This window comes from Mesorhizobium wenxiniae (assembly GCF_002284535.1).
Taxonomy (GTDB): domain Bacteria; phylum Pseudomonadota; class Alphaproteobacteria; order Rhizobiales; family Rhizobiaceae; genus Mesorhizobium; species Mesorhizobium wenxiniae.
This window is the reverse complement of the sequence record NZ_NPKH01000020.1, coordinates 973,907-991,086: the sequence shown is the minus strand read 5'-3', so window position 1 is coordinate 991,086 and position 17,180 is coordinate 973,907. Positions and strand designations below refer to the sequence as shown.

General features: G+C 62.3%; 21 protein-coding genes. 8 read left to right on the top strand and 13 right to left on the bottom strand.

The annotated features are described in order from the left end of the window. Nucleotides 1-12: 12 nt before the first annotated feature. Nucleotides 13-879: an AraC family transcriptional regulator gene (locus tag CIT31_RS15150; RefSeq protein ID WP_065011959.1), complete on the top strand. Its 867-nt coding sequence runs from the start codon at nt 13-15 to the stop codon at nt 877-879. 133 nt (nt 880-1,012) lie between these two features. Here CIT31_RS15150 and CIT31_RS15145 read toward each other — a convergent pair whose 3' ends face one another. From CIT31_RS15145 to lgt, 6 genes are all read right to left on the bottom strand, one after another. Continuing rightward, nucleotides 1,013-1,948 carry a ribose-phosphate pyrophosphokinase gene (locus CIT31_RS15145; RefSeq protein WP_065011960.1) on the bottom strand — a complete coding sequence of 312 codons (936 nt, stop codon included), beginning with the start codon at nt 1,946-1,948 and terminating at the stop codon, nt 1,013-1,015. Nucleotides 1,949-2,112: 164 nt separating this feature from the next. After that, nucleotides 2,113-2,721 (bottom strand): hypothetical protein, encoded by a 609-nt coding sequence (locus tag CIT31_RS15140; RefSeq protein ID WP_095519186.1) that lies wholly within the window; start codon nt 2,719-2,721, stop codon nt 2,113-2,115. A gap of 54 nt (nt 2,722-2,775) precedes the next feature. Continuing rightward, a complete protein-coding gene (locus CIT31_RS15135) occupies nt 2,776-3,927 on the bottom strand; it encodes a M24 family metallopeptidase (protein ID WP_095519185.1) in 1,152 nt (383 codons plus the stop codon). Continuing rightward, nucleotides 3,927-4,721: a peptidoglycan editing factor PgeF gene (gene pgeF / locus CIT31_RS15130; protein WP_095519403.1), complete on the bottom strand. Its 795-nt coding sequence runs from the start codon at nt 4,719-4,721 to the stop codon at nt 3,927-3,929. The genes CIT31_RS15135 and pgeF overlap by 1 nt, the downstream gene beginning before the upstream one ends. A 149-nt stretch (nt 4,722-4,870) precedes the next feature. Continuing rightward, nucleotides 4,871-5,959 carry a class I SAM-dependent methyltransferase gene (locus tag CIT31_RS15125; protein ID WP_095519184.1) on the bottom strand — a complete coding sequence of 363 codons (1,089 nt, stop codon included), beginning with the start codon at nt 5,957-5,959 and terminating at the stop codon, nt 4,871-4,873. Then, nucleotides 5,956-6,810 (bottom strand): prolipoprotein diacylglyceryl transferase, encoded by an 855-nt coding sequence (lgt, locus tag CIT31_RS15120; protein ID WP_095519183.1) that lies wholly within the window; start codon nt 6,808-6,810, stop codon nt 5,956-5,958. The genes CIT31_RS15125 and lgt overlap by 4 nt, the downstream gene beginning before the upstream one ends. Before the next feature lie 131 nt (nt 6,811-6,941). Here lgt and CIT31_RS15115 point away from each other — a divergent pair, with 131 nt between their 5' ends. From CIT31_RS15115 to CIT31_RS15105, 3 genes are all read left to right on the top strand, one after another. Continuing rightward, nucleotides 6,942-7,244 (top strand): accessory factor UbiK family protein, encoded by a 303-nt coding sequence (locus CIT31_RS15115; RefSeq protein ID WP_095519402.1) that lies wholly within the window; start codon nt 6,942-6,944, stop codon nt 7,242-7,244. 418 nt (nt 7,245-7,662) lie between these two features. Beyond that, the gene (locus tag CIT31_RS15110; protein WP_006202532.1) at nt 7,663-8,163 is read left to right on the top strand and encodes a type III secretion system chaperone family protein; all 501 of its coding nucleotides are present in this window, start codon (nt 7,663-7,665) and stop codon (nt 8,161-8,163) included. Between the two features lie 17 nt (nt 8,164-8,180). Beyond that, nucleotides 8,181-8,540: a tRNA-binding protein gene (locus tag CIT31_RS15105; protein WP_029349979.1), complete on the top strand. Its 360-nt coding sequence runs from the start codon at nt 8,181-8,183 to the stop codon at nt 8,538-8,540. A gap of 8 nt (nt 8,541-8,548) precedes the next feature. On the opposite strand, the gene CIT31_RS15100 is transcribed toward CIT31_RS15105, so the two are convergent. The 4 genes from CIT31_RS15100 to CIT31_RS15085 form a co-directional block, all read right to left on the bottom strand. Further along, nucleotides 8,549-9,571, bottom strand: a complete 1,023-nt coding sequence (locus tag CIT31_RS15100; RefSeq protein WP_095519182.1) for a glycosyltransferase family 4 protein — start codon at nt 9,569-9,571, stop codon at nt 8,549-8,551. A gap of 220 nt (nt 9,572-9,791) precedes the next feature. Beyond that, nucleotides 9,792-11,204, bottom strand: coding sequence for an ATP-binding protein (locus CIT31_RS15095; protein ID WP_029349982.1), 1,413 nt, complete (start codon nt 11,202-11,204; stop codon nt 9,792-9,794). Between the two features lie 52 nt (nt 11,205-11,256). Beyond that, complete coding sequence (locus tag CIT31_RS15090) at nt 11,257-11,976, bottom strand: response regulator (protein ID WP_036267167.1); 720 nt, start codon at nt 11,974-11,976, stop codon at nt 11,257-11,259. Further along, nucleotides 11,963-12,496 carry a MarR family winged helix-turn-helix transcriptional regulator gene (locus CIT31_RS15085; RefSeq protein WP_029349986.1) on the bottom strand — a complete coding sequence of 178 codons (534 nt, stop codon included), beginning with the start codon at nt 12,494-12,496 and terminating at the stop codon, nt 11,963-11,965. The genes CIT31_RS15090 and CIT31_RS15085 overlap by 14 nt, the downstream gene beginning before the upstream one ends. Nucleotides 12,497-12,738: 242 nt before the next feature. Here CIT31_RS15085 and CIT31_RS15080 point away from each other — a divergent pair, with 242 nt between their 5' ends. From CIT31_RS15080 to CIT31_RS15070, 3 genes are all read left to right on the top strand, one after another. Further along, nucleotides 12,739-13,632: a branched-chain amino acid aminotransferase gene (locus CIT31_RS15080; RefSeq protein ID WP_095519181.1), complete on the top strand. Its 894-nt coding sequence runs from the start codon at nt 12,739-12,741 to the stop codon at nt 13,630-13,632. A 145-nt stretch (nt 13,633-13,777) separates the two neighbouring features. After that, a complete protein-coding gene (locus tag CIT31_RS15075) occupies nt 13,778-14,101 on the top strand; it encodes a hypothetical protein (RefSeq protein ID WP_065012051.1) in 324 nt (107 codons plus the stop codon). Between the two features lie 128 nt (nt 14,102-14,229). Next, a complete protein-coding gene (locus tag CIT31_RS15070; protein ID WP_095519180.1) occupies nt 14,230-14,871 on the top strand; it encodes an MBL fold metallo-hydrolase in 642 nt (213 codons plus the stop codon). 116 nt (nt 14,872-14,987) lie between these two features. Here CIT31_RS15070 and CIT31_RS15065 read toward each other — a convergent pair whose 3' ends face one another. The 3 genes from CIT31_RS15065 to CIT31_RS15055 form a co-directional block, all read right to left on the bottom strand. Then, nucleotides 14,988-15,404, bottom strand: coding sequence for a BA14K family protein (locus CIT31_RS15065; RefSeq protein WP_095519179.1), 417 nt, complete (start codon nt 15,402-15,404; stop codon nt 14,988-14,990). Nucleotides 15,405-15,617: 213 nt separating this feature from the next. Then, nucleotides 15,618-15,830, bottom strand: a complete 213-nt coding sequence (locus CIT31_RS15060; protein WP_006202521.1) for a cold-shock protein — start codon at nt 15,828-15,830, stop codon at nt 15,618-15,620. Nucleotides 15,831-16,085: 255 nt separating this feature from the next. Beyond that, nucleotides 16,086-16,298: a cold-shock protein gene (locus tag CIT31_RS15055; RefSeq protein WP_023799871.1), complete on the bottom strand. Its 213-nt coding sequence runs from the start codon at nt 16,296-16,298 to the stop codon at nt 16,086-16,088. Between the two features lie 452 nt (nt 16,299-16,750). Between CIT31_RS15055 and CIT31_RS15050 the strand changes: the two genes are divergently transcribed. Beyond that, on the top strand, nt 16,751-17,152 hold the full coding sequence (locus CIT31_RS15050) for a Kazal-type serine protease inhibitor family protein (protein ID WP_029349995.1): 402 nt from the start codon (nt 16,751-16,753) through the stop codon (nt 17,150-17,152). Nucleotides 17,153-17,180 lie beyond the last annotated feature (28 nt).

Genomic DNA, 17,180 nt, shown 5'->3' with positions numbered 1-17,180 from the left:
GGCCATTACTCAATGCCGCGTGGCAATGAAATCTTCAAAGTGGGCGACACCGATCTCGGCCAGCTTGCCGACCTCGGGCAGTTGCATGAGCGCCGCTGGCAGTGGCTGGAGCAGGCCGTCGGGCCAGCGGTGGCCCTGCCGACCGAATATCCCGACGGCTACCACGTGCCGCAGCACCGTCACAGTCGCAGTCAGTTGCTGCATGCGCTTGTCGGCGTCGTGCTGGTGACGACGCGGCATGGCCGCTGGATGGTGCCTCCCGATCATGCCATGTGGATTCCCGCCGGCACCGAGCATTCCGTCGAGATGCTTGGCGACGTCAGCATGCGCTCGGTCTATGTGATGCCGGACGCCATTGCGGGGCTGCCGCATGGGCTGCGCGTCGTCGGTATTACAGATCTGATGCACAGCCTGATCGTGGAATCGGAAAAGCTGCCGCAGGGCGCCGAGCTGGAGGGGCGCGGCGGGCTGATCATGAGCCTCCTGCTGCATGAAATCCCGAACCTGCCGGAACGGCCGCTCGGCCTGCCTTTTCCTTCAGATCCAAAGCTTGCGGCACTGTGCCGGCGCTTCGTTGCAGCACCCTCGCCGCACGCGACAATCGACGAATGGGCCGATATCGTCGGCATGAGCCGCCGTTCCTTCACCCGCGCCTTTCATCGCCAGACCGGATTGTCGCTGTCGACATGGCGCCAACAGGCCTGCCTGTTCGCGGCCTTGCCGAGGCTGGCCGATGGCGAGCCGATCACAAGGGTGGCGTTCGACCTCGGCTATGACAGCGTGCCGGCCTTCATCACCATGTTCAAGCGTATGCTGGGGGCATCGCCGCGGGGCTATATGCGAGGGTCAAGGGACAATATCAGGGTGTCGAACGGGTAACGCATGACCCGAACCTTCGGTTCGCTTCAGCGAAATCGGAACCGATTTCGCTGGTGACCATGCGCGAAATCAAAGTGCTACAGCGTCCCTTTGCGCGTCCGCTGAACGCGCGGCGATGTAGCGCTGGCAGATTTCAGTCGAACAGGCTCGATACCGATTCCTCGGTCGCCGTGCGCGAGATCGCCTCACCCATCAGGTCGGCGATGGAGATGACGCGGATGTTGCTGGCGTCGAGCACCGCCTGGGTCGGCTGGATGGAATCGGTAATGACCAGTTCCTGCAGCTTCGAGGCGCCGATGCGGGCGATGGCGCCGCCCGACAAAACGCCATGGGTGGTGTAGGCAGTGACGCTGGTGGCGCCGCCGGCAAGCAGTGCATCGGCCGCATTGCACAAGGTGCCGCCCGAATCGATGATGTCGTCGATCAGCAGGCAATCCTTGCCGCGCACGTCGCCGATGACGTTCATGACTTCCGATTCACCGGGGCGCTCGCGACGCTTGTCGACGATGGCGAGTTGAGCATCTATGCGTTTGGCCAGCGCGCGGGCGCGGACCACGCCACCGACATCCGGCGACACAACCATGACATTGGCAAGCTGCTTATATTTCGCCTTCACGTCGCGGGCCATGACCGGCACCGAGAACAGGTTGTCGGTCGGGATATCGAAGAAGCCCTGGATCTGGCCGGCGTGGAGATCCAGCGTCAAGACGCGATCGACGCCCGCCCGCGTGATCATGTTGGCGACCAGCTTGGCCGAGATCGGCGTGCGGCCCGAGGCGCGGCGATCTTGCCTGGCATAGCCGAAATAGGGAATGACCGCCGTGATGCGCTTGGCCGACGAGCGCATAAAGGCATCGATCATGATGAGCAGTTCCATCAGGTGATCGTTGGTTGGGAACGAGGTGGACTGCAGGATGAAGACATCCTCGCCGCGCACATTCTCCTGGATCTCGACGAAGATTTCCTGATCGGCGAAGCGCCTGACGCTGGCTTTGCCCAGCGGGATGTTGAGATAGCGGGCGACCGCTTCGGCCAGCACCCTGTTGGAATTGCCCGCGAAAAGCTTCATGCACCGTTCCTGGTGAAGGATGGAGACTCTGGCAGACTCTCTTGAGCCCCTTAGTCGGGGCTTTTAGCGGCCCGTGCCGGTATTGCAAGCGTCGTGAGCGGAATCCGCAGGCTAATGTCAATAAACGTCTACGACGGGGAGCCGGCAACATGTCAGCCCGCCAGTCACCCCGCTTGGCCGCCAAGCCATGTGGCAAACTGGTCGATCGTCTGGTCGGCGATCGCCTGCATGGTCTCCGGCGCGACCGCAGCCCAGCCTTCGCCACCATTGGCCGAGGGTGCCTTCTGCTGGCCGTTGATGCGATGCAGCCGGTTGCCTGCCGGGTCATAGACGTCCCAGACATAGATGACGGTGGTGTCCTTGCCTTCCGACATCGTCGAGAAATAGCCCTTCAGCACGTGCGTAGGGGTCTGGCCGGCGCTACCGGCCAAGGTGATGCCGCGCTGCTTGGCTCGCGTCTGAAGCTCCGCGGTCAGCGGTGTCGCGGCTTCCACCGAGGCGCCGACGATCGGCGCTACCTGCAGGCGGGTTCGTGCGATGACGGCGGCGCTCTTTGCGGGCTGCGAGGGGGCGGAAGGCTGTGCCGTTGCGGAAGGATGGGCGGTCGTTGCAGGTGTGGTGGGCGTTGCAGCCGTGCCGGTTCCGGTCGTTGGTACGGCCTGTGTCGACTGCGAGGCGATGGCGGAGGGTTCGAGAACGTCCTTCGCGTTGGTGCAGGCGGCCAGCGTCAGCGCCGCGAGCAATGACACGGTCGTCACATGCGATCGCCTCATTTGCCTCAAAACTCCCTGGCGATGAACGCCCCTTGCATTCTTACCATTATGGATTCATTGCACAATCAAGTCGAGATCATGGCGGGACAGCGGTTTCGGCTGCGATTCGGTCGTCAGATACGTACGGCCGAGCGTCATTGCCGTCTCTGTTTCGGAGTCCATGATGATCATGTGGGCGAACAGCGTCATGTTTGGCGCGATGGGTTCGGGATTGCCCTGATAGAACATCGGCATGTCCATCCATGATGGGGTGAAGCGGGCGCCGAGCGAATAGCCGCAGGCGTTGAGCCGGTGTTTGGTCAAGTTGTGCGCCTCGAGCGTGCGGGCATGCGCGTCGAACACGTCGCCGAAGGTATTTCCGGGCGTCATCACCTTTTCGACGGCCAGAAGTGCGGCGCGCGCGGCATCGAACAGTTCCTGGTGACGTTTCGTCACCTTGCCGGTCAGCACCGTGCGCATCATCGCCGCATGGTAATGGTGGAAAACGCCGGCCCATTCGAGCGTCAGCTGGTCGTTTTTGCTCAGCTTGCGGCGGCCAGCCTTGTAACGGCAAAGCAGTGCGTCCACGCCTGAGCCGATGATGAACTCGTTCGCCGGATAATCGCCGCCGCCGGCAAAGATCGCGCCCTGCATGGCAGCAAGGATCAGGGCTTCGTCTCCACCCTGCTTGATCAGCGGTAGGGCCGCATCCAGCGCGTCGTCGGCGAGATTTGCGGCCTTTTCCACCTTGGCGATTTCGGCCGGGCTCTTGAACAGGCGCAGCCGGCTGACGATGCCGGACGCGTCGGCGATCTGGCCAAAGGTCTGCAATTGCTCGTCCAGGCGCCGGCCATTGTAGGCGGTCAGGCCGTGGGTGTCGTATTCGACTCCGATGCGGGCGCCGAGCAGGTCGAGATCGTTGAGCAGATTTCGCAGGTCGATCGCCGGATTGGCGCCGTCGCGATCGGTCCACAGCACGATGTTGTCGATAATCGAGGTGTGGCGCGCCTGGCGCAGATCGGCCGAGCGCGTGAGCAGGATCATCGAACCGTCTGCCTTCACCACCAGGCACTGAAAGAAGCAGAAGCCGAACGTATCGTAGCCGGTCAGCCAGTACATGCTCTCCTGCGCAAACAGCAGGACGGCATCGAGTTTCTTCTCGGCGATCTCGATCATCAGCCGATCGCGCCGCGCGTCAAATTCCGACCGTTCGAAATGCAGCGCCATTATTCAGTCTCCAAAACGATTGCCGAAATCTGCCGCCCGTAATCCGGCTCCTTGCGATGGGTGCTGCGCCGGTAGGAATAGAACAGATCCTCCTCGGCGTAGGTGCAGCGGCCGAGCCCGTCGGCGATCACACCGGCCCGGGTCAGGCGATGGACGGTGTAGAGGTTGAGGTCGAACATTGCATGTCCCGACTTCGCGGACGGCGCGAAATAGCTGATGTTGTTGGCATCGGCCTCGACTAAGCGGGCGACGAATTCCGGTCCTACCTCGTAGTTTTTGGGGCCGATGGACGGACCGAGAACCGCAACGATGCGCTCGCGCCGGGCGCCGAGGCCCTCCATCGCGGCAATGGTGTTTTCCAGCACGCCCGACAAGGCGCCCTTCCAGCCGGCATGTGCTGCGCCGACGATACGCGCCTCGGCATCGGCGAACAGCACCGGTCCGCAATCGGCGGTCGAGGCGCCGACTGCGATGCCTGGCCGGTCGGTGACGACGGCGTCGGCCTTCGGCCGCACGCCGGGAAAAGGCTCCCTGACGATGACGACGTCGGGCGAATGGATTTGGTGGGCGGTCAGGAGATGGCTCGCCGGCACGCCCATCCAGTCGGCGACGCGGCGGCGGTTCTCGGCTACCCGCGTTTGGTCGTCGCTCGAGCCGGTGCCGATGTTGAGGCCCCGATAGATGCCGCTGGAGACGCCGCCGACGCGGGTGAAATAGCCATGGCGAATGCCTTGCGGCCGCGCCTTTTCCAGCAAGGGCGACCGAACGGGATCCGGTTTGGTCTGATTCAGCATGGCGGCGTTGTTGTCCGTGTGGGCGATTTCGTCAAGCGACAGTCCAAAAATCGGCGACATTCCAAGATGGGCTACAGTCCAAAGATCGGCGACGTCCAAAACGGGCGACAGTCGGAAATTGGGAGAGTGGGAGAGGCGGCAGCGAAAAGTCAATCCGCCGTTGCAAAGGGCGGAACGGCGATGCCGGCAGGCAGAACGGCAAGCACCTTGAACAGGTCGCCCATGGCTTGCGGACCGGCGAGGCGTTCGACCTCGCCTGCAATCTTTTCGCGAGCAGCCTCATTGGCATTGGCGCCGAGCTGGCCGGCGCGTTCGAGAAGACCCATTTCCACCAGGAATTCGCCTTGCGTGGAGAGATGGGCATCGAGGCCATGCGCCCGCACAATCGCGGCAAGGGCGGCGAAATCGACATGGGCGGTGAGATCGGCTTCTCCCGGATTGGCCAGCACATCTTCGTGATCGTGCTTGCGCACGGCCTGTAACGTGTCGCCGACCCCTGGTCGGAGGTAGCCATAGTCGAGGAACAGGCCGGCGCCACCGAGCCGGGCCAATCGCTCAGCGATGGTCGCCATCAGCGCGGCTCGGGCCGGCGCGACCTCGACGATGGCGCCCTGTGGCGCGTTTTCGGCATCGTCCGGCAACAGCGTCGGATCGACCGAGCCGGCGCCGGCGAAGAAGTGCAATTCGTCAGCGTCATCGAGGCCGATCATCCGTTCGCGCCAGCCTGTTCCGGCACGGACGAACTGGCGGATCGGCACCGCATCGAACAATTCATTGCCGACGATGAAAAGCGGGGTCTGCGGCAGCATCTCGATGCTTTCGTGCCAGCCGATCGCGGTAGGCGCGGCGGCAATCGTTTGCTTCTGGACATCTGCAAGCCTCGGGCTGGTTTCGATCATGGCGAACGATGCGCCGGCGGTCAGCGCCGGATCGAGCCGTGAAAGCGTGCGCAGGATGTCCTTCATCAATGTGCCGCGGCCGGGGCCGATCTCGGCGATGGTGACCGGCATCGGCCGGCCGTTCGCCAGCCAGGCTTCGTAGAGCCAGACAGCGACCAGCTCGCCGAACATCTGGCTGATTTCCGGCGCGGTGACGAAGTCGCCGGCAGCTCCGAACGGCTCGCGCGTCGTATAGTAGCCGTCCCGCGGATCGAACAGGCAAAGTGCCATATACTGGTTGACGGGGATCGGCCCCGCCGCACCGATCAGCTCGACGATGCGGGCTTTCAGTCGGGTCATACCGGCTGTGGCTGTGTAACCGGCTTTGCCGTCGCCATCGCCCAGATGCCGGCCAGCAGCATCGGCAGCGACAGCACCATGCCCATCGTTAGCCAGCCAGTGCCGAGGAGGTAGCCGAGCTGCTGATCGGGCTCGCGGAAGAATTCGACGAAAATGCGCGAGAGACCGTAGCCGGCGATGAAGGCGCCGCCGACGAAGCGCGGTGTCTTCAGCTTGAGCCTGGAATGGGTGAGGAAGCGCAGGACCAGAAACAGCACCAGGCCTTCGAGGAGCGCCTCGTAGACCTGGCTCGGATGGCGCGCGTATGGCCCGCCATTGGGGAATTCGACCGCCCATGGCACGTCGGTCGGCCTGCCCCAGAGTTCGGAGTTGATGAAATTCGCCATGCGGACGAGGCCAAGGCCGACCGGCACGCCGGCCGCCACCACGTCGAACAGCGACCATGTGCGGATACCGCGCGACCAGGAAAACAGCGTCATGGCGAGAATGACGCCGAGCAGCCCGCCGTGGAACGACATGCCGCCCTGCCAGACGGCAAGGATATCGAGCGGATGGGCGATGTAACGTGGCAGGTCGTAGAACAGCACGTAGCCGACACGCCCGCCAAGCACCACGCCGATGGCCGCCCACATGATGAAGTCGTCGAGATCCTCGGGCTTCATGGGCACGGTGCCGCCGGGCCAGAGGCTTGCATTGGTGACGAGCCGCTTGGCATACCACCAGGCAAAGAGAATGCCGACGATGTAGCCGACGCCATACCAATGCACCGCCAGCGGCCCGATCTTGACGATGACCGGGTCGATATCGGGAAAGGGCAGGGCGGCAAACGGCAGCATAAAATATTCGCTCAACAGGGTCTCCCGGTTGCGATCATGTTCGGGCGCGGACCATGCGGCAGGGTTTTGGCGGGGTCAAGGCGACGTGGATGCTTGCATTCCGCGTCGCGCGCCACTACGTCAAATCGAGCAAGCGAGGATTTGCCATGTCGACCGGACCGAATCGCATTCTCGATGAATTCGCCAAGCTGATGACCGACGCTGCGGGTGCCGCGCAAGGCGTGCGCCGCGAAGTGGAAACCGCCTTCAAGGGGCAGGCCGAGCGCGTTCTCAACTCAATGGACCTGGTGCAGCGCGAAGAATTCGAGGCCGCCCGCGATATGGCGGCGAAGGCCAGGGAGGAAAACTCCCGTCTCGCTGCGCGCATCGAGGCGCTCGAGGCGAAGCTCGCCGAATTGACCGGACAGGCCGCACCTGCGGCTGCGGCAAAGCCCAGATCAAAAAAATAATCGTTAAACTTTTCCACAAAGCACAATCGCAAAAAGCGCTTTGTCGTGAATCGCTTACCGGCATTGCGTGAATCTTTGTGACAGCGGCTTTCCACATGCGAATGACGCAGTGCGAAAAATTGGGCTGGTCACGCGACTCCCGATCAATAGACTGAATTTGTTGCATGATTCGGAGCAGGGTCATGCGCCGGGCGGTGGGGTCCGGTCTGGGGTCTTTGCGTTGACGAAGTCCCGGCCGTCCGAGTTCTAGACAGGATTGTTCGTTGCGTGTGCCCCGCGGAGCGTGTGGCGCTCACTAGAGCGACGTGCGTCCACTTGGACGCACAAAGTACGCTCTAGAACTTTGAACGTTCGCGTCGTGCTTTCCGAAAATCGAACCGATTTTCGGGCCGATGCGAAGGAACGACAGGAAGCATTCATGGAACTTCTCGAACTCGAATTCTCGCGCGAAATCCATCCCGTGGATGTTATCGAGCAGGTGGCCCACAACAACGACTGGTCCTTCGAACGGGCCGGCGATGACGAGATTTCGATTTCGGTTGCCGGAAGCTGGACCGACTACCACGTCTCATTCTCCTGGATGGAGGATTTCGAGGCGCTGCATCTGGCTTGCGCTTTCGACATCAAGGTGCCGGAGGCGCGCGCGCTCGAAGTGATGCGGCTGCTTTCGCTGATCAACGAGCAGATGCTGTTCGGCCATTTCGACCTCTGGGAACAGGAAGGCGCGATCATGTTCCGCCAGTCACTGCTGCTCGCCGGCGGGGTCGAGCCGTCGAGCCAGCAGGTCGAGGTGCTGTTGTCGTCGGCGCTGGAAGCCTGCGAATGCTATTTCCAGGCGTTCCAGTTCGTCGTCTGGTCGGGAACCTCGGCCAAGGATGCGCTGGCCGGCGTCCTGTTCGAGACCTACGGAAACGCCTGAGCCAGACCTGACCCTCAATGAGTTCGAGCAGCCAGCGCAAGCCCGAGATCAGCTTCGCCGATTTCGACCGGGTCGATATTCGCGCCGGCACGATCGTCGAGGCCGAGCCGTTCCCCGAGGCGCGCAAGCCGGCGATCAAGCTGAAGATCGATTTCGGCCCGGCGATCGGGGTGAAGAAATCGTCGGCGCAGATCACCAAATATTATGCGCCCGAGACGCTGATCGGCCGGCAGGTGTTCGCGGTGGTCAATTTTCCGCCGCGGCAGATCGGACCCTTCATATCGGAAGTGCTGACGCTTGGCTTTCCCGACGAGGAGGGTGCTGTCGTCCTCGGCGCAATCGAACGCAGGGTGCCTGACGGTGGCCGACTGTTCTAGCAAGCCTCTCAGGCGGCTAGTTTTCGCGTGGTGCCCAGCGCCTCTTCAACCGCCTCCAGGAACATTTCCGCGCAGGCCTTCCAACTATAGCGCATTGCCCCTTGGCGCGCCTCGGCGCGGTCGACGTGGAGCGCGGCGAGCGCGGCTTCACGCAAATCGTTCGACACCGCTCCGCCAACGCCGTCGCCGACAATGTCGATCGGTCCGGTCACCGGATAGGCTGCGACCGGCGTGCCGCTGGCCAGCGCCTCGATGATGACATTGCCGAACGTGTCGGTGCGGCTGGGAAAGACGAAGACATCGGCCGAGGCGTAGATTTCGGCCAGTTCGTCGTTCGGGCGGTGGCCAAGGAAATGGGCATCGGGATATCTGGCCTTGAGCCTGGGCAACTCCGGTCCCTCGCCGACGATTACCTTGCTGCCGGGCAAATCCAGGTCGAGGAAGGCGGCCAGGTTCTTTTCGATCGCAACGCGGCCGACACAGAGGAAGATCGGTCGCTTGAGCCCCAGATCCTTCTGCTTGTCCGGGCGGAAATGGTCGGTGTCGACGCCGCGCGTCCATGGCCTGAGCTTGGTGAAGCCGCGCGCCGCCAGATCGTCCGCCAGCGATTGTGTGGCGACCAGTGTGCCTTGTCCGGAATTGTGAAAATCGCGAAGCCAGCGATAGGCCCAGGCTTCCGGTATTGGCAGCCGCGCGCTCAGATATTCCGGAAAGCGCGTGTGATAGCTTGTCGTGAACGGCCGGCCGGCCTTGCGGCAATAGCGCCGCGCCATGATGCCGAGCGGGCCCTCGGTGACGATATGGACATGATCGGCGTTGCGCGCTTCGATCAGGCGCGCGACGTGGCCTGGCCTCGTCAGCGCCAGCCGGATATCCGGGTAGGTCGGCAGGGGCAAGGTGCGAAATATGTTCGGGGTCAGGAAGTCCGTCTCAACGTCGAAGGATTTGAGGGTTTCCGAAAGCCGTTCCAGCGTGTGGACGACGCCGTTGACTTGCGGGCGCCAGGCGTCGGTGACCATCAGGATGCGCATAGCAGCCCTTTGCTTGAAAGGTCGTCGGTTTCCTTGATGCGAGGCCGCAAGGCCGAATCAATCAGGATCACGCGCTTCATGCGCGCTCTTCAGCATGGTTTCATGACGCCCCGATGAAGGCATAGCCGATGGCCGTCTGCAACCACAGGAAAGCACGATGCGTAGGCTCAAAAGCGTCAGAGCGTACTTTGTGCGTCCAATCGGACGCACGTCGCTCTAGTCAGGCCGGAACCTTGATGACGGCGCGCAAGCCGCCGAGCGGGCTCTTGTCCAGCATGATGTCGCCGCCATGGCTACGGGCAATATCGCGTGCGATGGCAAGGCCAAGGCCGGTACCGCTGGCATCGAGATTGCGGGCCTCGTCAAGCCGCACGAAAGGCTTGAACACGTCCTCGCGCTTTTCGGGTGGAATGCCCGGACCGTCGTCGTCGATGGTGACGAGCAGCGAGCCGCGGCCGTGGTTGGCGTTGATCTCCACCGTCTTGGCGTAACGGAAGGCGTTGCCGACGACATTGGACAACAGCCGGGCAAAGGCGTGGGGCCGCACATGCAAATTTGGGTCGCCGGCGAGCGTGGTCGACAGTTTGCGTTTGCGCAGCGTGGCCTCCTCGCCGAGCTTGTCGAAATAGGCTTCAAGATTGAAACGGCCGGCGTCTTCCGTCGCCTCGCCGCGGGCAAAGGCGAGATAGCCTTCCAGCATCGACTGCATGTCATCGATATCCTGGCCGAGCGCCTCGGTGTCGGCCTTGGTCCCGGTCAGCGCAAGCTGCAGCTTGAAGCGGGTGAGGATGGTTCTCAAATCATGACTGACGCCGGTCAGCATGGCGGTGCGCTGTTCGAGCTGGCGTTCGATCCGCTCGCGCATCTGGATGAAGGCAAAGCCGGCGCGGCGAACCTCCTCGGCGCCGCGCGGACGGAAATCGAGCGGCATCGGCCGGCCCTTGCCGAAACTTTCGGCGGCCTCGGCCAGCGTCAGGATCGGCCGGATCTGATTGCGCAGGAAAGGGATGGCGATCATCAGCAGCACCAGCGAGGTGCCGACCATCCAGATCAGGAAAATGTGCGTGTTCGAGGCATAGGCCTGGCTGCGGCGCACGAAGGCGCGCAGCACCTTGCCCTCGAGCTGGACACGGACCTCGATGATATTGGAATTGCCGACCGTATCGATCCAGAACGGACGGTTGATCTGATGGGTGATCTCGGACGAGAGAATTTCGTCGAGGATCGAGAAGAACGGCTTTGGACCGGGCGCCGGCAGCGGATCGGGCGGAAGCAAGTCGATCTTCAGCTGCATGCGATCCTGCGCGATGCGGATGATGTTGGCGTAGTCGGCGTCGTTCGGATAGGTTTCCACCAGGTCGACGATTGCGGCAATGTCGCGGACCGTGGCCTGCGACAGGCGCTGTGTCACGGTCTGCCAGTGGCGTTCCATGAAGACAAAGGCGAGGACCGATTGCAGCAGGATCATCGGTGCGATGACGATGATCAGCGAGCGGGCATAGAGCCGCTTCGGCATGTAAAGCGAAACGAGGCGCCAGAACCGTTTCCAGGCGAGCGGCACCGCCTTCAGTGCCCGCGTGGCGCGAGCGCTCAAGCCGCGATCTCCCGGCCGTTCCAGTTGCGTGGTCGCCATTCGCCCTTTTTGCTCATCTTCAGCCACTCAACAAGGGGCTGTGGGCGTCAGTCTATTCCACGCTGAGCCGATACCCAATACCGCGCACGGTCTGCAGCCAGACCGGATTGGACGGATCGCGTTCGATCTTGCGGCGCAGCCTGTTGATCTGGACGTCGATGGTGCGTTCGCCGACTTCGGACTCGTCGCCGACAAGCTCATGACGCGGTATCGTTTCGCCGGCCCGCGCCGCGAAGATCGCCAGGATCTCCTGCTCGCGGTCGGTCAGCTTCAGAGCCTCGCCGCCGCGCTTGAGCTCCCGCCTGGCGATCTGGAACGTGTAAGGGCCGAAGACCAGTTGCTCGACTTTGGGCGTCGTTGCCGGACCGCCGCGGCGCAGGATGTTGTTGATGCGCAGGATCAATTCGCGGGGATCGAAAGGCTTCGGCAGATAGTCGTCGGCTCCGGCCTCGAGCCCGGTAATCCGGCTGTCGGTCTCGGAGAGCGCGGTAAGCATCAGGATCGGCACGTTCTTGCTTGCCCGCAGCGCCTTGGCCAGATCGACACCGGTTTCGCCCGGCATCATGATATCGAGCACGAGCAGATCGAAATCGAGGCCGGCGAGCTTGCGCCGCGCTTCGCCGGAATTTCCGGCAACGGTGACGCGAAAGCCGTTTTCGGTCAGATATTGTTTGAGAAGATTGCGGATACGGGTATCGTCATCAATCACCAGCAGATGCGGCGCGTCGTCGTCCGGTGCTGCCGGTTGATCAACCCTTTCAATGGTCTCCATGGCTTTTCCCTGACGTTTTTGCGGGCACAATGTCGATCTGCGCTCTTAGTTCCGGATTGACCATTGCTTCCAGGAAGCGCTCGATCAAGGTGCGTTCGGTGGCTCCGGCATCTTCCAATGCAGCATGGATGCGGCGTGACTGTGGCCGTGCCAGCGCCAGTGCCAGAGCGCGGCCCTTGGCTGTCGGATAGAGCTCGCGCTGGCGGCGGTCGCGCGGGCCCTGCAGCTGGACGATGTGGTCGGTGTCGATCAGCTGCTTGAGCACGCGCGCCAGGCTCTGCTTGGTGATCTTCAGCACGTCGAGGAGTTCGGCGACCGTCAGTCCAGGCCTGCGATTGACGAAATGCAGGACCCGGTGATGGGCCCGGCCGAAGCCATAGTCGGACAGGATCTGGTCCGGATCGGAGGTAAAATCGCGATAGGCGAAGAAGAACAGTTCGATGATGGCAAAGTCGATGCCGTCCTCGTCGGTGATCGCCGTCCTGATCGGTTTTCCGGCTGGGTGGCTGCGATCTGTCATCTTTTCTCCGTGCGAAAGGGAAATTATGTCAGTACTGTTGACGTAATTTCCCGGCAATGCTAATTTTTGACAAGCTTTTCGGCGGATTGCGAACGAAAAGGCAAGGGAAGGCCGTTTTTCCGGAACTTCCTGTGTTTGCCAGAGCTTATATATCCGCCTACGCTTCGAGATACCGGCCGCCCGTGCGGCTGACAAGAAACGCGCAACGATGATGTGCGGGCGGCCGCCCGCGGGAGGTTACCATGGCATCCGTTCCCTTTGACCAAATGGACGGCTTCATCTGGATGAACGGCGAGTTCGTCAAATGGGCCGACGCCAAGATCCACGTGCTGACCCATGGCCTGCACTACGCCAGCGCGGTGTTCGAGGGCGAGCGCGCCTATGGCGGCGAGATTTTCAAGCTGACCGACCACAGCGAGCGCCTGCACGAATCGGCACGCCTGCTCGGCTTCAAGATTCCCTATTCGGTTGCCGAGATCGACGACGCCTGCCGCACGCTGTTGAAGAAGCAGGGTTTCCAGGATGCCTATGTCCGGCCGATCGCCTGGCGCGGCAGCGAACAAATGGGCGTTTCGGCGCAAAACAGCCGGATCAACTGCGCCATCGCCATCTGGCAGTGGCCGAGCTATTTCGATCCGGCACAGAAGCTGAAGGGCATCCGTCTCGATCTGGCCGAATGGCGCCGCCCCGATCCGCGCACCGCGCCGTCGAAATCGAAGGCTGCCGGCCTCTACATGATCTGCACCATGTCCAAGCATGCCGCCGAAGCCAAGGGCTATGCCGACGCCATGATGCTCGACTGGCGCGGTCAGGTTGCGGAAGCGACCGGCGCCAATATCTTCTTCGTCAAGGACGGCAAGATCCACACGCCCACCCCCGATTGCTTCCTCGACGGCATCACCCGCCGTACGGTGATTGGCCTTGCCAAGGATCGCGGCTTCGAGGTGATCGAGCGCACCATTATGCCGGAAGAGCTCGAAGGCTTCCAGCAGTGCTTCCTTAGCGGAACAGCGGCCGAGGTGACGCCCGTTTCAGAGATCGGTCCATACCGATTCGAGGTGGGTGAAATTGCCAAGACTCTGATGAACGACTATTCTGCAGCCGTTCAACCCAAGCACGCAATCGCAGCAGAATAACGAAAGTCACAGCTTTTTTTATAAGTAGGGGCGGTTTTCGGGCCGCCCCTTTTATTTAAGCACCTCTGCATTTGACTTTCGTCCAATTCGGCGTCTCATGATGCTGTCGGCCCGGGAGGCTGGCAGCTATGGAGGGACTGGTAATATGGACATGAACACGCTTCTTCCGATCATTGTTCAGGTGATTATGGGTATCATCGGTGGCCAGGCGGTGGGCGCGGCTCTCAAGACAGCGGCAGTGGGGCAGCTTACCAAAATCCTGGGCGGCGCCCTTGGCGGCGTCGGCGGTGCGGCCATCCTCGGCAGCCTGCTCGGCGGTGGCACGATCGATCCGGCTGCAGCCGCAGCGGCAACGAGCGGATTGGGCAGCGCGCTGAATGTGCAGAACATCCTCGGCGGTGCAGGTGGTGGCGCCATTCTGACGGCCATCATCGGCGCGGTCATGAATGCGACGAAGAAGTCAGCCTAGCGGTTTCGGGCTTTTGCATGGGCGGCTTCGGCCGCCCATTTCGTTTTTGCGTTGTGGCGACAGCCGGATGCGGTGGACGACGTTCGCGTGTGGATCTACATCAGGGGCGACACAGCGAAAGGACGATCATGGGTCAGCTCAACGCCGGCGTCGTGCCGGTCACGGCCTTCCAGCAAAACTGCACCATTCTCTTCGACATGGACGACAGACAAGGCGTCGTCGTCGATCCGGGCGGCGACATCGAGAAGGTGCTGGCGGTGCTCAAGGACAATGCGATCAACGCCGGCGCGATCTGGATCACGCATGGTCATATCGACCATGCCGGCGGCGCCATGGAGCTGAAGGAGGCGCTCGGCGTCGAGATCATCGGCCCGCATGAGGCCGACCGTCCGTTGCTTGCCAATCTCGAGAAACAGGCGAAACACTACGGCATCACCGATCCGGTGCGCAATTGCGTGCCCGACCGCTTTCTCAGCGAAGGCGATACCGTCTCGTTCGGCCAGCACGCGTTCGAAGTCCTTCATTGCCCCGGCCACGCGCCCGGCCATGTCGTCTACTACAATCGTGCTGCTAAGTTCGCCCATGTCGGCGACGTGTTGTTTCGCGGCTCGGTCGGGCGCACCGACCTGCCGGGCGGCGACCACGCCGCGCTGATCGCCTCGATCAAGGACAAGCTTTTGCCGCTCGGCGACGACATCGGCTTCATCTGCGGCCACGGTCCCGGCGGCCGCTTCGGCGAGGAGCGCCGGAGCAATCCATTCCTGATTTAAACGCATTGCGGCTGAGGAGCCTCACGCGACGCGCATCGGTCTCCTGCCTTTATGCATGCCTACGACCAAAAAGCGCTGGCCTGGCGACAGCGCGTTTGTTTGGGGGCAGGGAAGCCTCAGTTCGCGGTGCAAAAATGCTGTTCGCCGTCATAGCCGGTGAACGTGCCGGTGCGGGCGTTGAAAGACCGATAGCGATCTGAACAATATTCATACCAGCCACGGGTCCATGGCTCGGCATAGCCGTCATTGTAGACGACTCGCGGTTCCGCGTAGTAGCGGCGCACCGGGGCGGGCCGTGGATAACGACCATAATCGTCATAGCCGGGGTCGTAATAGCTGGGCTGCGGGTTGTTGAGCGCACCAACGATCAGGGCGCCGGCCGCGAGGCCAAGGACGCCTGCCGCGATCGCATCGCCATTGCCACGATGGTGGTGCCGGTGACGCCAGTCACCAGCGCTGGCCGCTGGCAAGGTCGCGAGCGTGGTCGCAACAATCGCGGCGGACAGGATGGTGGTCTTGAAAATTCGGTTCATGTCGGTCTCCTTCGTGCCGGCCCGGTAATTTGGGGGATGCGGTCCGGCTTTACCGAAGCTAATAGGCGACCGTGGCTGAACGGGGGCTGAACGAAATTGACGGGATGGGACCAGTCGATATTCGATCAAGCATGGCGCAAGGCACAAATATCGTACGCTCAACAAGGAGCGGACCTGCACGACGGGACCGTCCGACGCTGTCTCGAACTCGGCTCAGCCGATCGACAGGTTGACGGCTTTCGGACCCTTGCCGCGCTTGTCCGGCTCGGTGTCGAATGTTACCTTCTGCCCATCCTCAAGACCGGGAAGACCCGACGCCTGCACGGCCGAAATGTGGACGAAGACATCCTTCGCGCCATCATCCGGCGTGATGAAGCCGAAGCCTTTGGCATGATTGAAGAATTTGACGGTGCCGGTCTGCGGCATGGGAAGCTCCTTTGATCCCATAAAGTCCAGTCTCGGGCCGGCAAATGCCCGAGTGGAAATTTGTCCTTTATTTTAGCGCTATCGGCAAGAGAAAGTTTTGCGAGCATTGGCATGCCGCCCTGCCACGAAAAAGGCGCGACGAAAACCGCCGCGCCTTCGAAACTCGGGTTCGGCTCTGAAAGCCGGTTCAAGGCCTTTGGAGGGCCTCGGGGCACATTCCTGGCACGTCCGAGCGGACGTGCGCGCGCCGACGGTTCAGTCCGCGCGGAGATTGACCGCCTTCGGTCCCTTGCCCATGCGGTCGGGCTCGACGTCGAACGTGACCTTCTGGCCATCGACGAGCGTGCGCAGGCCCGAGGCCTCGATCGCGGAGATATGGACGAACACGTCCTTGGCGCCGTCATCTGGCGTGATGAAGCCGAAGCCTTTGGTAGCGTTGAAGAATTTAACGGTGCCGGTCTGGGCCATTGGGGAAACTCCTTCACCCGTGTCAGTCTTTGTGGTTTGCCCGCCGCCTGACGCCGTGGGCAAGTCCGGTGGTTGCTTCGGCAGTCATGCATTGGCGCATGGTCAAAACCCCCCGCCGAAAAACGGGGCCGTCAGAGATTCACAGTATCGGGGAAAGGTCGTCCAAAACGTTCCGCTCTCCGGGTCGCAAATGCCCGAACACGAAATTTATCGCACGGAAAGGTGATCGTTGCAAGGTAGCGTCCGCGGGCCGCCCAATGGGCGCATTCCGACGCATGGCATCGATAGAAGGGGGTGCTCGCCCGGTCATCGCCCAAGCGCCTGGCCATGCATGGTCCAGCGGGCTGGGAGCTTGCAAACAGGGGTTGCATTTGGCGGTGGAATGGCGAGGATCGGCTTGGAGTGGAGCGCGCGCGTTTGCACCGGAGCGGGGGCTCGAGGGAGATATAGTTATGAAATTTCTTGCGGCAATCTTCTCGCGGCAGGGTTTTGCCATCGTGTTGCTGTCGGCAGTTCTTGCAGCCTGCACAGCGGTGGTGGTGGAGGAAGGACCGGGGTACCGCCCGCCAAGGCCGGGGCCGCAATTCTGCACCAAGCAGTATGATCCGGTCTGCGCCCGGCGCGGTGGCGACCGCCAGACCTTCGCCAATGCCTGCCTTGCCGAGCGGGCCGGGTATCGCATCATCCGCGACGGCCAGTGCCGCGACGGCGGCGGCGGTGGCGAAGAGCAGACATTCTGCACGCGCGAATATGCCCCCGTCTGCGCACGCCGCCGTGGCGAATTGCGCACCTTCCCCAACGCCTGCGAGGCTCGCGCCGCCGACTATCGCATCGTCGACGACGGTCCCTGCTGAGAGGCTGGTTTCCTCCTCGTCTCCGGAC